The organism is Pseudomonas pichavaramensis (genome assembly GCF_050473265.1).
In the GTDB taxonomy this organism is placed as follows: domain Bacteria; phylum Pseudomonadota; class Gammaproteobacteria; order Pseudomonadales; family Pseudomonadaceae; genus Aquipseudomonas.
In genome coordinates, this window is the sequence record NZ_JBJKFJ010000006.1 from 262,012 (window position 1) to 276,791 (window position 14,780).

General features: G+C 59.5%; 14 protein-coding genes. 8 read left to right on the forward strand and 6 right to left on the reverse strand.

All coding sequences use genetic code 11. From position 1 onward, the window contains the following. Positions 1-2: 2 nt before the first annotated feature. Both ACJRW5_RS12490 and ACJRW5_RS12495 read right to left on the reverse strand, forming a co-directional pair. Positions 3-1,169 (reverse strand): MFS transporter, encoded by a 1,167-nt coding sequence (locus ACJRW5_RS12490; protein ID WP_484570824.1) that lies wholly within the window; start codon positions 1,167-1,169, stop codon positions 3-5. Continuing rightward, complete coding sequence (locus ACJRW5_RS12495) at positions 1,166-2,068, reverse strand: DMT family transporter (protein WP_484570825.1); 903 nt, start codon at positions 2,066-2,068, stop codon at positions 1,166-1,168. The genes ACJRW5_RS12490 and ACJRW5_RS12495 overlap by 4 nt, the downstream gene beginning before the upstream one ends. 85 nt (positions 2,069-2,153) lie before the next feature. On the opposite strand from ACJRW5_RS12495, the gene ACJRW5_RS12500 reads away from it, so the two are divergent. From ACJRW5_RS12500 to ACJRW5_RS12510, 3 genes are all read left to right on the forward strand, one after another. Beyond that, entirely contained in the window at positions 2,154-2,654 is a 501-nt protein-coding gene (locus tag ACJRW5_RS12500; RefSeq protein WP_484570826.1) for a MarR family winged helix-turn-helix transcriptional regulator, read from the forward strand. A gap of 191 nt (positions 2,655-2,845) precedes the next feature. Beyond that, positions 2,846-3,067: an AbrB/MazE/SpoVT family DNA-binding domain-containing protein gene (locus tag ACJRW5_RS12505; RefSeq protein WP_193681471.1), complete on the forward strand. Its 222-nt coding sequence runs from the start codon at positions 2,846-2,848 to the stop codon at positions 3,065-3,067. A gap of 10 nt (positions 3,068-3,077) precedes the next feature. Then, a complete protein-coding gene (locus tag ACJRW5_RS12510; protein ID WP_484570827.1) occupies positions 3,078-3,503 on the forward strand; it encodes a type II toxin-antitoxin system death-on-curing family toxin in 426 nt (141 codons plus the stop codon). 182 nt (positions 3,504-3,685) lie between these two features. Here ACJRW5_RS12510 and ACJRW5_RS12515 read toward each other — a convergent pair whose 3' ends face one another. Next, positions 3,686-4,579, reverse strand: coding sequence for a LysR family transcriptional regulator (locus ACJRW5_RS12515; protein ID WP_484570828.1), 894 nt, complete (start codon positions 4,577-4,579; stop codon positions 3,686-3,688). A gap of 94 nt (positions 4,580-4,673) precedes the next feature. On the opposite strand from ACJRW5_RS12515, the gene ACJRW5_RS12520 reads away from it, so the two are divergent. Continuing rightward, positions 4,674-5,840 (forward strand): MFS transporter, encoded by a 1,167-nt coding sequence (locus ACJRW5_RS12520; RefSeq protein WP_484570829.1) that lies wholly within the window; start codon positions 4,674-4,676, stop codon positions 5,838-5,840. 50 nt (positions 5,841-5,890) lie between these two features. On the opposite strand, the gene ACJRW5_RS12525 is transcribed toward ACJRW5_RS12520, so the two are convergent. The 3 genes from ACJRW5_RS12525 to ACJRW5_RS12535 form a co-directional block, all read right to left on the reverse strand. After that, positions 5,891-6,340 (reverse strand): carboxymuconolactone decarboxylase family protein, encoded by a 450-nt coding sequence (locus ACJRW5_RS12525; RefSeq protein ID WP_484570830.1) that lies wholly within the window; start codon positions 6,338-6,340, stop codon positions 5,891-5,893. 190 nt (positions 6,341-6,530) lie between these two features. After that, entirely contained in the window at positions 6,531-6,833 is a 303-nt protein-coding gene (locus ACJRW5_RS12530; protein ID WP_484570831.1) for a LasR-specific antiactivator QslA, read from the reverse strand. Beyond that, a complete protein-coding gene (locus ACJRW5_RS12535) occupies positions 6,826-7,068 on the reverse strand; it encodes a hypothetical protein (protein ID WP_119690966.1) in 243 nt (80 codons plus the stop codon). Before ACJRW5_RS12535 ends, ACJRW5_RS12530 begins: the two co-directional genes overlap by 8 nt. A 723-nt stretch (positions 7,069-7,791) precedes the next feature. Here ACJRW5_RS12535 and ACJRW5_RS12540 point away from each other — a divergent pair. The 4 genes from ACJRW5_RS12540 (at position 7,792) to hrpA (ending at position 14,747) form a co-directional block, all read left to right on the forward strand. Beyond that, a complete protein-coding gene (locus ACJRW5_RS12540; protein WP_484570832.1) occupies positions 7,792-8,676 on the forward strand; it encodes an ABC-three component system protein in 885 nt (294 codons plus the stop codon). Then, a complete protein-coding gene (locus ACJRW5_RS12545; RefSeq protein ID WP_484570833.1) occupies positions 8,676-8,900 on the forward strand; it encodes an ABC-three component system middle component 7 in 225 nt (74 codons plus the stop codon). The genes ACJRW5_RS12540 and ACJRW5_RS12545 overlap by 1 nt, the downstream gene beginning before the upstream one ends. Continuing rightward, on the forward strand, positions 8,890-10,518 hold the full coding sequence (locus ACJRW5_RS12550) for a DUF2326 domain-containing protein (RefSeq protein ID WP_484570834.1): 1,629 nt from the start codon (positions 8,890-8,892) through the stop codon (positions 10,516-10,518). The genes ACJRW5_RS12545 and ACJRW5_RS12550 overlap by 11 nt, the downstream gene beginning before the upstream one ends. Before the next feature lie 212 nt (positions 10,519-10,730). Continuing rightward, positions 10,731-14,747: an ATP-dependent RNA helicase HrpA gene (hrpA, locus tag ACJRW5_RS12555; protein WP_484570835.1), complete on the forward strand. Its 4,017-nt coding sequence runs from the start codon at positions 10,731-10,733 to the stop codon at positions 14,745-14,747. Positions 14,748-14,780 lie beyond the last annotated feature (33 nt).

A 14,780-nucleotide genomic window follows, 5' to 3' on the forward strand; every position in this document is an offset into this window, starting at 1 on the left:
GTTCAGGCAGTGCGCAGCCGGAAGTGGCCACTGCCTGGGCTGAAACGTGTGGCCATTGCCGCCAGCAGCAGGGTGGCAGCAGCCATGGCCAGCCAGCTCAGACGCAGATCGTTGGTGTACTGGCGCAGCAGGCCCGCCAGAAATGGCGCCGTTGCCGCGATCAGATAACCGCCGCCTTGCACGAAGGCCAGCAGGTCGCCGGTCTGACGTGGGTCATCCAGATGATCCTGAGCCACCACCAGCGAGAGTGGAAACAGCGCGCCGATACCAACGCCCAGCAGCAGGCAGATCGGCACCACCCATTGCAGGGGCGCAAGCATCAACCCCAGCAGACCGGCCAGCAGCGACAGCAATACCACCGCCAGCAGCACGCGCCGATCCGGGCAGCGTGGCAACAGGCTCGATACCAGCAGGCCGGCCACGACCTCGCAGGCGGTCAGCGCGGCCAGCAGCAGGCCGCTGGACTGAGCGCTCCAGCCCAGCGCCGTGTAATAGGGCGGCAGCCAGGCCAGCACCAGGGTGTAGCCGGCCGTGCCAACGCCGAAGAAACTCATCAATAGCCAGGCCCTCGGAGAGCGCCAGGTATCCAGAGGCGCCGCAGCGCTGGAGGCCGCCTCCGCACTGCTGGGCGCGGCCCGCCGCCATAGTGCTGCAGCCAGCACGGCGGGCACTGCCCAACTGGCCAGTGCCCACGGCCAACCCAGCATCTGAGCCAGCCAGGGCGTGAGTGCCGCACCGAAAGCAGCGCCCGCCATGATCGCGCAACTGTAGAAGCCGATCAGGCGACCGCTGTCCGCGGCGAAGCGTGACTTGATCAGACCGGGCAGCAGCGCCTGCACGAACGCGATACCGGCGCCGGCCAACAGGGCGCTACCGACCAGCGCAGCGGCGTCGGGCAGCAGGCCACGCAATAAGCAGGCAGCGGCGATCAGCAGTACGCCGAGCAGAATCCCGTTGCGTTCGCCAAGGCGCTGACGCAGCAGGACAGCGGCCAGGGCGCCCAGCCCCATGATCACCACCGGCAGGCTGGTCAGCAGGCTGGCGCCGACGTGATCCAGCCCGGTATCCAGCTGGATGAGATCCAGCAGCGGGCCGACTGAGGCCAGGGCCGGACGTAGGTTCAGGCCGAGCAAGGTGATGGCGAGTAACAGCAGACCTTCGCGCTTCATGCCCGTGCCCCCTTTGCGCCGCGCCAGGCTACCAGCAGCACCCCGGCGACAATGCACAGGGCAGCCAGTACCATGCTCAGGCTGCCCTGTTCACCGAGCAGACCGATGGCGATGGCCGCACCGGTGATTGCCGCAACCGAACCGATTTGGCTCAGAAACACCGTGCCGGCCAGGTTCTGCAGGATGAAGAACAGGGCATAGACCCCGGCGAACAGGACCATTTGCGCGACCAGCAGACCGACAGCCGGTGCGCTGTCGAGGTATGGCGAGAAGTCGACGCCGAACAAGGCCGCGAGCGTCAGTAGCAAGGCGCCACCGAGCAACATGCCTGGCGCCAGGGATAGCGGCGTGGCGTCGCTTGGCCAGTAGCGGGCGCGGTAGATATTGCCGAATGCCAGAAACACCGGCACACAGAGCGCGGCCATGATCCACAGGACCGGGCTATCACCGCTGTTGAGCTTGCCAAGCGCCAGGATAAGGCTGCCGACCAGGCCGATGCAGATGCCCAGCAGGCGGATACGACTGAGTCCTTCCATGCGCAGGGCCAGGGCCAGCAAGTAGGTGATTAGCGGCGGGAAGGCCAGGCACATCGAGGCGAAGCCAGCCCCGACATGGCCGATGGAGCTGAACAGCAGTGCGTTCGGCAGGGTGATGCTGAGCAGCCCGGAGGCGAGGTAGTAGCGCTGCAGTCGCAGGCTCACACCGGGCCGCTCGCCACGCCACCAGGCGAACAGCAGCAGCAGGAGCCCGCCACCCAGCAGGCTCCACAGCAGAAATGCCAGCGGCTGCCAGCCGGCATTGCCAGCCAGCTTGACCAGATTGCTGGTCAGTCCCATGAGAGTGCCAATCGCGAATAATAGCGAGAGGGCCAGTAGAGGGCGGGAATTCGAACCTGACATGCGGATGCCTCCTTGCCGTGAATACGTTACGATGGCGACATTCTTTTTGAAAAGTATCTTGATGGCAAGATAAATTGAGGGCGACATGCAAGACCGTGCACAACTGGCCGCCGAGCAGTGGCAGCAACAACGACCCGATCTCGATGGTTTCGCCATGGCGGTCATCGGTCGCCTGGGCGAATTGAGTCAGGTGATCAGCCGCGACCATCTGCTACCGTTCTTCGCCGAGCATGGCTTGCAGGCCGGCGAGTTCGACCTGCTCGCCACGCTGCGTCGTTCGGGCGAGCCCTATGCGCTGATGCCGACCGCGTTGTATGAGAGCGCGATGATTTCCTCGGGTGGCATGACCAGTCGCATCGACCGTCTGGAGAAGGCCGGGCTGATCGAGCGGCGCAAGCACCCCAGTGATCGACGCGGTGTACTGGTGGCGCTGACGCCAGCAGGGTTCGATTTGATCGACGGCATGCTGAGCGCCCATGTGGCCAATCTGCAGCGCGTGCTCGCAGGATTGACGGCTGACGAGCAGCAAAAGTTGCATGAGCTGACGGGCAAGCTGCTGGCGGGGCTGCCGATGGCGGCGCGTTGATTCCGTTGGCGACCTTCCTTTCCGCCCCTCAGGGGCATTGATCCCTGCGTAGGGTGGATCACGCTTTACCGATCCACCGCTCCGGTGGATGTGAAAAGCGACATCCACCCTACGGCTGATGCAGGGTTCCGTTGCGTGTCGTTGACGTCGGTTATATCATCCGTAATAACGTTATTTCGGAGACTCCCGCCATGAAACTCAAGATCACCTCCATCGGCAATTCCGCCGGTGTCATCCTGCCCAAGGAAATACTGGCACGCCTGCGCCTGGAAAAAGGTGACGAGCTGTACGCGCTGGAAACGCCGGACGGCCTCAAGCTCAGCGTATTCGACCCCACCCTGGCCGAGCAGATGGAAGTAGCCGAGCAGGTCATGCGCAAACGTCGCACCCTGTTGCACAAACTGGCGCAATGAGGATCGCAGCATGATCGTCTGGATCGGCAAGGCGCTGGCCCTGGCCATTCACGACCGCCAACTGGTCGAACATGGTGGCGGCAGCGGCGTACGCGACGAAGGCCTGCTCGACTCGGCCCTGGCTCGTCCGCAGCAACTGCATACCTATGGCGAACCTGCACCAGACCTGGCCGACCTCGCCGCCAGCCTGGCGTTTGGTCTGGCTCGCAACCATCCCTTCGTCGATGGCAACAAACGGACCGCCGCTGTGGTTTGTGAAGTTTTCATCGAGCTCAACAACGGTAGATTGCAGGCAGATGATCTCGAACTTTACCCGCAATACCTCGGCCTGGCCGAAGGCTCCATCGACGAAGCCGAGTTCGCCAGCTGGTTGCGTAGTCGAATCGTTATCGACAGGCCGGGCGAGGTGCAGGAAGCGGCGGGGCGGTATCGTTAGCTGGTGATCGCTCCCGCGTTCTAATTGGGAGTGCCGCCTGTATTGATCGAATGGCCACCGGGAATATGTGACGCAGAGCTTCTCAGGCGACCTAGCACGGTTCCAGCCGTGGTGCTCGCTGCCGCTGGGAAAGCGGGAAAGCGGGAAAGGCGGCAGATCCATCTATCGTGAAAACTGCTCACTCACATCCGGTGATGTTCCAGCAGAAAATCCACGAACACCCACACCCGTGCCGGCATCGCCGACCCGCCGACGAATACCGCATGAATCGGCTCGCGGTCGCCGGGGTTGAAGGTTTGCAGCAGCGGCACCAGCTCGCCACGTTGCAGATACTCGGCGACGCTGAACTCGCCGATGCGCGCGATGCCGGCGTCCATGCGGGCGAACTGGGCCAGCGCCTCACCGCTGCTGCATTCGATATTGCCGCTGACCTTGAGGGAAAACGCCTCGCCATCGCGGATGAACGGCCAGTTCGGTTCGGCGCGGCGGAAGTTGAAGCGCAGGCAGTTGTGTTGCAGTAGGTCTTCCGGCTGCTGCGGCGTGCCGTGGCGCTCCAGATAAGCCGGGGAGGCCACCACCACCTGACCGGTGTCGCCAATGCGGCGCGCGGTCAGCGGGCTGTCGGGCAGGTGGCCGAAGCGCACGGCCACATCGGCCTGGCCGCCGAGAATGTCGACCACTTCATCGCCCAGGGAAAGATCGACGGTGATGTTCGGATAGCGCACGCTGAAGGCGGCCACCAGCGGCACGATGGCCAGGCGGCCATGGCCGAGGGCGGCACTCACGCGCAAGCGCCCCCGAGGCACGCCCTGATCGGTAATGGCCTCTTCGACTTCGGCCATATCGGCGAGGATGCGTCGAGCACCGCGCAGATAGGCCTCGCCTTCGGCGGTGAAGGTGATCGCGCGCGTAGTGCGCAGCAACAGGCGGGTGCCGAGGCGCTGCTCGGTACGCGCAATGATGCGGCTGACCGCCGAGGGCGTCAGCCCCAGCGCGCGCGCCGCTGCCGACAGGCTGCCTGCTTCAGCCACGCTGGCGAACACGAGCATCTCGCCTGACCTGCCGTTGAAATCCATTTGTGCTCCGTAAGCAAAGGTGTTTGCCGAAAAAGCCATCTACCGCCTTCGAGGTTTGGATCCTAGCATTCGCGGCATAGATAAGGAGCCTTCCATGCGTATCAATCCACCCCTTGTTGCACTGGCCGTCGGTGCCTTCGGCATCGGTGTCACCGAATTCGCTCCCATGGGCATGTTGCCGGGCATCGCCAGCGATCTCGGCGTTTCCATTCCTGCCGCCGGCCTGCTGGTCAGTGCCTATGCGCTTGGCGTGCTGCTCGGCGCACCGTTGATGACCCTGACCACCGGCAAAATTCCCCGGCGCTACCTGCTGATCGGCCTGATGGCCATCTTCACCCTGGGCAACCTGATGTCGGCGTTGGCCACTGATTACACCAGCCTGCTGATCGCCCGGGTGGTGACCTCGCTCAACCACGGCGCCTTCTTCGGCGTCGGCTCCATCGTCGCCGCCAGCGTGGTCGCACCGGACAAACGTGCCGGTGCGGTAGCGGCAATGTTCATGGGTCTGACCCTGGCGACCATCGGCGGTGTGCCGCTGGCCGCCTGGTTCGGTGAAACCTTCGGTTGGCGCACGGCGTTCTGGGGCATAACCGGCCTGGGTGTGCTGGCCATGGTTTCGCTGTGGTTCGCGCTGCCCAACGTGCCGCTGCCCAAACGCGACGGCGTACTCGCTGAAATCCGTGTTCTGGGCCGTGGCCCGGTGCTGGCAGCGCTGGCGCTGACTGTGGTTGGCTCGAGTGCGATGTTCACCGTATTCACCTATATCGCGCCGATCCTCAGCAGCGAAACGCATGCCTCGACGGCCTTCATTACCGCCATGCTGGTGTTGTACGGCGTGGGCTTGACGCTGGGCAACATGTGGGGTGGCAAGGCGGCGGATCGCTCCGTCGACCGCACCCTGATCGTCTCGCTGAGTGCGCTGATCCTGGTGCTGCTGGCCTTCACCGTGCTGATGCGCTGGCCGCTGCCGGCCGCCGCGGCCATCCTGATCTGGGGCATCGCCAGTTTCGCCATCGTGCCGCCATTGCAGATGCGCGTGATGGAGGCGGCCAAGGACGCGCCCAACCTGGCCTCGGCGGTGAATATCGGCGCCTTCAACCTGGGCAACGCCATTGGCGCGGCGCTGGGCGGCGCGGTGATCAAGGTCGGGCTGGGCTACCCGGCGATTTCCCTCGCCGGTGCAGCGATGGCGGGGATTGGGCTGCTGATGGTGCTGGGGTTTGCCTGGCGTTCCAGGGCGGTGGCGGCTGCGGTGGTCTAAGCGAGGGCAACTGGGGAGGGGCGGATTAAATGACTCCGCCCTTTTTCGGTTTAAGCCTTCGCAGCAGGGCTCAAGCGAAAGCTGACACCCATGCGGTTGAACGCGTTCATGGCTGCGATAGCTGCCGTAAGATCGACCAGGTCTTTCGGAGTGAATGCAGACGATGCCGCAGCGTAAGCCTCGTCGGAAACATGCGTTTCGCCGACCAGGGTCACCTCTTCCGTCCAGGCCAGGGCGGAACGTTCCTGGTCGGAAAATAGATGCGCGGCTTCGTGCCAGACTGGCACCAACACCAGTTTTTCTACCGACATACCTGCCTTGATCAGATCGCGCGAATGGATATCGATGCAGTGCGCGCATCCATTGATTTGCGATGCCCGCAAGAACACGAGATGTATGAGCTGAGGCGGCAGGTTCGTTCCGGTGGTGACGTAATGGTGCAGCCCTCCCAGTGCTTTGGCTGCACCGGGTGAAGCCTCAAACCAATTCAGACGAGTCATAGAGCAGTACCCTTTGTGGATGGGGGAGTCGGTAAGGTCTGCTCAATTAAGACAATCAAGAGGATCAAGGTATTGATCCAATTAAAGGCTTAATGAGTGATCCACTTTGCGGAGTGGCCGTTGTGGCTTTTGATGCGGTAGAGCGTGGGAACGATCATGAAGAGGCGAGGGCATGCCCTCGCCTGAGTCGTTACAACCGCAACTCCGTACGCAACGCCTGATGCCCGCCGCCTAGCGGCGAGCACAGGCGTTGATGGATGCGGCTGAGAAAGCCCAGTTCGAACGCATGGCGCTGTGCGCCCGGCGGGTATAGCTGGCGCTCCAGTAACAGATTGGCCCACAGCCAGCCGCTGTTGGCGTCGTCCAGCCAGTTTTGCGCGGTTTGCACACCGTGGCCGAAGCTCGCCTGGCAATCTGCGTTCCAGCCGAAGTTGGCAGGCGGTTGTCCGTCATGGGCGGGCAGGTGGGTGAGGTGCCTTTGCAGTTCAATCATGGGCTGCCCTCCCGGATGCCTGAGCGATGGCCCGACGGTAAAGCACGATCAACTCGCTCAGCAGCGCATTGGTGCTATTGGCCAACTCCGGCTCTGGCATTCGCCGTAACAGCTTGGCTAACAATGCCGCCCGATACTCAGCCGCCGCCTGCAACGGGCATTCGTCCGCGACAAAGCTGTGCAATGGATTGCGTGGTGAAGGAAAGGGGATAACGACGGATTCAGACTTGGTCATGCAGCACCTCCAAAACGGAAGTGGGCACAACAGCCAGCAGCCCAGGGCGGAGCCCTTGGGTAAAAGGGGGATAGTGCATTTTCCTTATGCTCCTCGAACGTTTAAGGAGCCGCGTTCCACCCGTTACCACACGGAATGGAGGCGGACCGTGCAAGGGTGGTAAACCGGCGTCCGAGGGAACCGGCCAGGCCGAAGCCTGCCTCACACGGCCCGCCATAAATGCACGAGAAAACAGCAGGCACAAAAAAAGCGCCTGCTCTCGACTATGGCGCTACCGCGCCCGGACAAAACGGGTTACCACACCCGGTCACGGGATTGACCGTGACGGGGCGGACTGTAGCGCGGGGGGGGGAGGAGAGGGCAAGGTGTGAGGTGGCTGCTATCGGCCAACGTTGTAGGGCGTACTCGCGAAGCAGTACGCCTTTTGCTTTGTTGGTGGACTATTCGCTGGCGCTCCTGAGCCCATCCTACGCGCTATCTAATGCCTTACGAATCCGTACGTTTTGGTAAGGCGAACTATATACCCACGATAATGCCAGCAGGCTATCATTCAGCCACCATCAGGCTTGGCTTTCGGTGCCATCGGGGCGGTCGTTTTTCCGAAAGGGTTAACCGCTGAGTTACAAAACAGGTTTCAAGGATGAGCAGGATTCTTATGACTCCACATATCAAGCTTCAAGTGACCGATATACTTTCAGGGGCAGGCTACCTCTATAGCTTTGGATGTCATCGCGCTATGCGACCAACTGTGCCTCATTAATAAATAACCAGCAAAACAGCCTCTGCAGCGATATTCCATCTGAGGCTGTGTTTGAGTATCTGAAAAAATTGACGGATTTTAGGTTGATGGCGCATCCACGGATAAAGTATGACAGTAATGAGCAGAGCATCCTTTATGCTGAAACTGGAGGGGCTTGTCCGCTTTGCACGTCACCGATGATGTTTAGGAAGGCCAGTTCGAAAAAATTGAATAAAGGGTATGAGATTGCTCATATTTATCCACTAAATGCCAATCCCGTGCAGAAAAAGGCACTTGCCAATTTTCCTGTTCCTCCTGATTTGAATGCACTTGAAAATCTAATTCTCCTTTGCCCTTCTTGCCACACTAAATATGACAAGGACTTTAAGATAGAGGAGTATTTGGAGCTTTTAGCTATAAAGAAAAATTATCTTAGTGAGGCTGAGGCTAGGCAGACGGCATCTCAGTATGTTCTTCATGAGGAGATAAAAGAGATACTGGACATTATAAGTAAGGATCAGGGCGGATTTGAAGATCTAAAAATTACTAAGCTAGATGTCACCTCTCTAGATAAAAAATTGATTGGCGTTAGCCCTCTGCAGAAACGTGATATCCGAAATAATGCCGTTGACTTCTATGTTTCAATACGAAACCAAATTCGGCTTATAGAGCAGCGTGATCAAGCAGTAATACGCATTCTTCAGAATCAAATAAATACTTACTATCTTTTAATGAGTCAGCAAAATCCAGATAGCAAAGACTTTGTTTTTAACAGTATTGCGAAGTGGATCAGTCTTAGGACTGGAAGGGATATTATGGCGGCAAGGGTGCTTGTGTCGTTTTTTGTTCAGAATTGTGAGGTGTTCTGATGATAGTGCCCACTAAGTTTACACGGCTTGAAGAATCTACGATTTTTAAAATGCGTGCGATTCTTGAGGAAAGGCCTTTAAATGAAACTGTGCCCGAATTGCTAGGAAGGACAATTGGTAAATTTCAAGACGTTTCAGAATTCCTGCATGCGCTTGATGTCCTCTACGTTCTTGGAGTACTTGATGTCGACACAGCGTCAGGAGTAATTAATTATGCTGGCTAAGGTTATTTGCTCACTATTCAAGCGCCAGGAGATTGCTTTTCATTCAGGTCTAAATGTTATTTTGGGTAGCGATGATGCAAAAAATTCAATTGGTAAGTCTTCTGCGTTAATTGTAGTGGATTTCGCTATGGGTGGGGATTCCTTGTTGGAGGATAAAACCGGCACAATTAAAGCGCTTGGGCATCATAGCTATAAATTTGAATTTATATTCAATCAGGTTTCTCACTATTTTAGTCGATCTACGGCTGTTCCAGATATGGTGTCTATTTGTGATAAGAGCTACAACGTAATAGAGAATATCTCGACAGACGACTATCGTAGAAAGCTCAAGTCGTTATATGCCATTGATGGTCTGGCTAGCTCCTTTCGATCGATTGTCAGTCCATTTAGCCGCATATGGCACAAGGGAGCATTAGACCCAGATCAGCCTTTCTCTGGCGACATTAGAGAGCCTGCGCGCATAGGTATTGAGCGGCTTATTGATCTGTTCAGAAGGACGGGAGATATTCTTGAGGAGCGTTCTGTTCTGGAGGCACATAACGAGAGAAAAGCTCTTTTATCCAAGTCAATGACTGCTGCGATAATTCCTAAGATCAGTAAAAATAAATATAAAGAAAATCAGCGAGTAATTCATAATAATAATGTTGTCATTGATGAGCTAAAGAAAGGCTTTACTGGGGCGCTCAGTGCCTATGAGGCATTATTTGATGAAGGCTTGCGCGCTCTACAACATCAGAAGATTGATCTCGTCAATGAGCGGAGCGTACTGCGTGCCAAAATAGACCGTCTTGAGCGTGATATCTCAGGAGTAACACCCGGTGTGGTAGCAAATATTGCATTGGTTGCAGAGTTTTTTCCTGACGTCAACATACAACGTTTAGAGAAGGTCGAGGCATTTCATCAAAATATAGGTCGACTGGTTCGAGCGGAGTTGAAGAAAGAGTTGGCAGAGCTATCTGCCAAGGAGAATGGCCTTAGCTCTGTGATTGGCTCGATTGAGGGTAGAATACACCAGGCGTTGGAGTCTAAAGGCACTCCTGATGATCTATTCGCCCGAGCCTTCGAACTCAAGGATGTCGTTGATAAGGCATCTGAGGAAAATAGGTTTTACGATCAGAAAGAGGCTGTTGGTGCGGCCGCCAAATTATCTAAAGAGCGCCTGGAGTCAATTTATATAAGAATATTTTCCGAAATTGAGCGAGAGATCAATTCCAGGCTTATTAATTTTAATAGAGTGGTGTATGGGGGTGATCGTAATGCACCTCAACTGAGAATAAAGGGGGCAAGTTCTTTCAGTTTTACGTCTGCTACCGATACTGGGACTGGTAATGCTTATGCGGGGATGATTGGGTTTGATCTGGCAGTACTTTCGCTGACAGGGCTACCTTTCCTCATTCATGATTCAGTCATTTACAAGAATATTGAAGTGCCTGCCACGCGAAATATCCTCCGTATATTGGCGGCAGTAAAGCGCAAGCAAGTGTTCTTGTCTTTTGATGAGGCTGGCAAGTTTGGGGGAAGGGCTGAGCGGATTTTGCATGACAAGGCGGTACTTAAATTAAATAAAGATGAGCTTTTGTATAGCAGGGACTGGAAGGCAAAAGCAGAGAATGCTTAATTAAGGTGTTTTCCAATAATACTGAAATAGCTTGGCTGTAATTGGCAGCCAAGTTTGTAGGCAAGGGGGAAATTTATTTGGGCGGTTTTATCTCTGCTGATCGAAATCCATCGTGCTCTGGTTTCTGCCTCGTATCCCGGTGATAGCCACCCTGCCCGCTCCCCGCCGTAATCTGCGACAATCCCGCCTTTGCTCTGATTGCCCTGATCCAGATGACTGACCTCGCCACGCTGCAGAAGAACTTCGACCACGTCATGATCGCCGAGCGCCATCGCTTGCGCCGGCAATTGCATGAGCTGCAGAAGCACCCCGATGAGGCCAAGCTGGCGCAGTGGCTGGAGCGTTTTCAGGCGTCCAGCGACAAGGTTGCGGCGCGGCGCAGCAGCATCCCGGCGATGCGCTACGACGATGCGCTGCCGATTGCCGCCAAGCGCGACGAGATCAAGGCCGCGCTGGAGAAGAGCCAGGTGGTGGTGATCGCCGGTGAGACCGGTTCGGGCAAGACCACGCAGTTGCCGAAGATCTGCCTGGAGCTCGGTCGGGGCGTGCATGGCCTGATCGGCCATACCCAGCCGCGCCGTCTGGCGGCGCGCAGTGTGGCGACTCGGGTAGCGGAAGAGATCGGTACGCCGCTGGGCGAGTTGGTCGGTTATCAGGTGCGTTTCGAGGATCAGAGCAAGGACGGTACGCTGATCAAGCTGATGACCGACGGCATTCTGCTCGCCGAAACTCAGCACGACCGCTTTCTGGAAAAGTACGACACCATCATCGTCGACGAGGCGCACGAGCGCAGCCTCAATATCGACTTCCTGCTCGGTTACCTGAAGACCCTGCTGCCGCGTCGCCCGGATCTGAAGCTGATCATTACTTCGGCGACCATCGATCTGGAGCGGTTCAGCAAACACTTCAATGATGCGCCGATCATCGAGGTGTCCGGTCGCACCTACCCTGTGGAAACCTGGTATCGCCCGCTGGCGGCGGAGGTGGACGAGGAGGGCGAGAGCCTGCTCGATGACCTCACCGTCGATCAGGGCATTCTCGCGGCGCTGGACGAGATCGCCGAGCACGAGCGCAGCGTGGGCAAGCGCCCAGGCGATGTGCTGGTGTTCCTGCCCGGTGAGCGCGAGATTCGTGAGGCGGCCGAGGTGCTGCGCAAGGCCAACCTGCGTTTTACCGAGGTGCTGCCTTTGTATGCGCGGCTGACGCCGGCCGAGCAACAGAAGATTTTCGCGCCCATGCCGGGGCGCAAGATCGTGCTGGCCACCAACGTCGCCGAGACCTCGCTGACGGTGCCGGGCATTCGCTATGTGATCGACAGCGGCACCGCGCGCATTAGCCGCTACAGCTACCGCGCCAAGGTGCAGCGCCTGCCCATCGAGGCGGTGTCGCAGGCCAGCGCCAACCAGCGCAAGGGCCGTTGCGGGCGGGTCGAGCCGGGCATCTGCATTCGGCTGTACAGCGAGGAAGATTATCTCGGTCGCCCGGAATTTACCGACCCGGAGATTCTGCGCACCAACCTCGCGGCGGTGATCCTGCAGATGCTGCACCTGCGCCTGGGCAGCATCGAGGACTTCCCCTTTATCGAGCCACCAGACGGCAAGGCTATCAGCGACGGCTTCAACCTGTTGCAGGAGCTGTCGGCGGTCAACCGCGAAAGCCAGCTCACGCCCATCGGCCGACAGCTGGCGCGCCTGCCCATCGACCCGCGCCTGGGGCGCATGGTGCTGGAGGGCGCCAAGCAGGGCAGCCTGGAGGAAATCCTGATCGTCGCAGCTGCGCTTTCGGTGCAGGATCCGCGCGAGCGCCCGATGGATCGCCAGCAGGCCGCCGACCAGGCGCACGCACAGTGGAAGGATGTGGACTCGGACTTCGCCGCGCTGATCAACCTGTGGCGCGGCTTCGAGGAGAAGCGCCAGGAGCTGGGCAGCAATCCGCTGCGTACCTGGTGCAAGAAGAACTTCCTCAACTACATGCGCCTGCGCGAATGGCGCGACGCGCACCGGCAACTGGTGCTGATTGCCCGTGATCTGCAACTGCTGGGCAAGGGCAGTCAGAACCGCTCGGAGGCGAAGGGCGAGCAAACGGCGAATACGCCGCAGCCGACCAAGGACACCCGCGTCAACGCCATCGCCCGCCAGCAGGCCGAGGCCAGCGAGGCAGCGGTACGGGCGAAGAACTACGCCGCCGTGCACAAGGCGATTCTGGCCGGGTTGCTCAGCCAGATCGGCCAGAAGAGCGAAGACGGCGACTACCTCGGTGCGCGCCAGCGGCGCTTCTGGGTGCACCCGTCGAGCGTGATCGGGCGCAAGAAACCCAACTGGATCATGGCCGCCGAGCTGGTGGAAACCACCAAGCTGTTCGCCCGTATGGTGGCGAAGATCGAGCCGGACTGGGTCGAGCCGCTGGCGGCGCACCTGGTGAAGAAGAACCACCTGGAACCGCACTGGGAGAAGAAGCGCGGCCAGGTGGTGGCCTTCGAACAGGTGACCCTGTACGGGCTGATCATCGTCGGTCGCCGGCCGGTGCATTTCGGCCCGATCGACCCGCCCGTGGCGCGCGAGATGTTTATCCGCGAAGGCCTGGTGCGCGGCGAGATCAACAGTCGCGTGCGCTGCCTGACCGCCAACCGCCAGTTGCTGGAACGCCTCGACGAGCTGGAGGCCAAGTCGCGCCGGCGCGACATCCTCGCCGACGAGGAAACCCTGTTCGGCTACTACGACGCGCGCATCCCGCAGGACATCTACCAGGCTGCCAGTTTCGAGAGTTGGTACAAGAAGGGCAGCGCCGCCGACAGCCAACTGTTGATCATGCGCGAGGAAGACGCCCTGGCCCGTGATGCCAAGGAAATCACCGCCGCGCAGTACCCGGACACCTTGCGCATCGGCGAGCTGCAGTTGCCGCTGAGCTACCACTTCGAGCCCAACCACCCGCGTGACGGTGTGACCCTGCGTGTGCCGGCGCCGCTGCTGCCGCAGTTGCAGCCGGAGCGCCTCGAATGGCTGGTGCCCGGTCTGCTCGAAGCCAAGTGCGTGGCGCTGGTGCGCGGCCTGCCCAAGGCGCTGCGCAAGAACTTCGTGCCGGTGCCGGACTTCGTCGGCGCGGCGCTGGACAAGCTGCACTTCGGTCAGGCTTCGCTGCCGCAGGCGCTCGGTGCTGAGCTGCTGCGCATGACCGGCGTGCGGGTGCCCGATGAAGCGTGGGCAGAGTCCACCGCCAGTCTGGAAAACCACCTGAAAATGAACATCGAGGTGGTCGATGCGCGCGGCAAGTTCCTCGGTGAGGGGCGCGACCTGGCCGAGCTGACCGCGCGCTTTGCCGAGGCCAGCCAGGCCGCGCTGGCCATCCCGCAGCAGGACAAAACGCCGAAAACGGTGGAGGCCAAGGCCTTTGCCGAGGTGGCGGAAAAGGCGCAGCAGAAGATCGCCGGGCTGTCCATGACGGTGTATCCGGCGCTGGTGGAGGAGGCCGGTGTGGTCAAGGAAGGGCGCTTCCCGACTCAGGCCGAGGCCGACTTCCAGCATCGCCGCGCCCTGCAGCGCCTGCTGCTGCAACAGCTGAGCGAACAGGCCAAGTTCCTGCGTGGCAAGCTGCCGGGGCTGACTGAGCTGGGCTTGCTCTATCGCGAGATCGGCCGGGTCGAGGCGCTGGTGGAAGATATTCTGCTGGCCAGTCTGGATGCCTGCATCCTCGATGGCGAGGCGACGCTGCCGCGCGACGGTGCGGCGTTGGCGCAACTGGCCGAGCGCAAGCGTGGCGACTGGATGGCGCACGCCGAGCGCATCGCCCGGCTGGTGCTGGAGATCCTCAAGCTGCACCACGGCTTGCTCAAGCGCTTCAAGGGCAAGATCGACCTGGCGCAGGCCATGGCCCTCAACGACATCAAGCAGCAGCTGGCCAATCTGGTCTACGCGGGCTTCGTGCGGGAGACCCCGGGCGAGTGGCTCAAGGAGGTGCCGCGTTACCTCAAGGCCATCGAGCAGCGTCTGGACAAGGTCGGCGCACAAGTGCAGCGTGATCGCGTATGGACCGGCGAGATGGCCGGCTGCTGGGAGCAGTACCAGGCCCGCACCGCCAAGCACCTGCAGGAGGGTAAGCGTGACCCGCAGCTCACCCTGTATCGCTGGATGCTGGAGGAATACCGCGTATCGCTGTTCGCCCAGCAGTTGGGCACCAGGATGGCGGTATCGGACAAACGCCTGAACAAGCAGTGGACGCTGGTTGAAGGTTGATGATCGGCGCTTGCCCCGGCGTCGGGGCGAGCT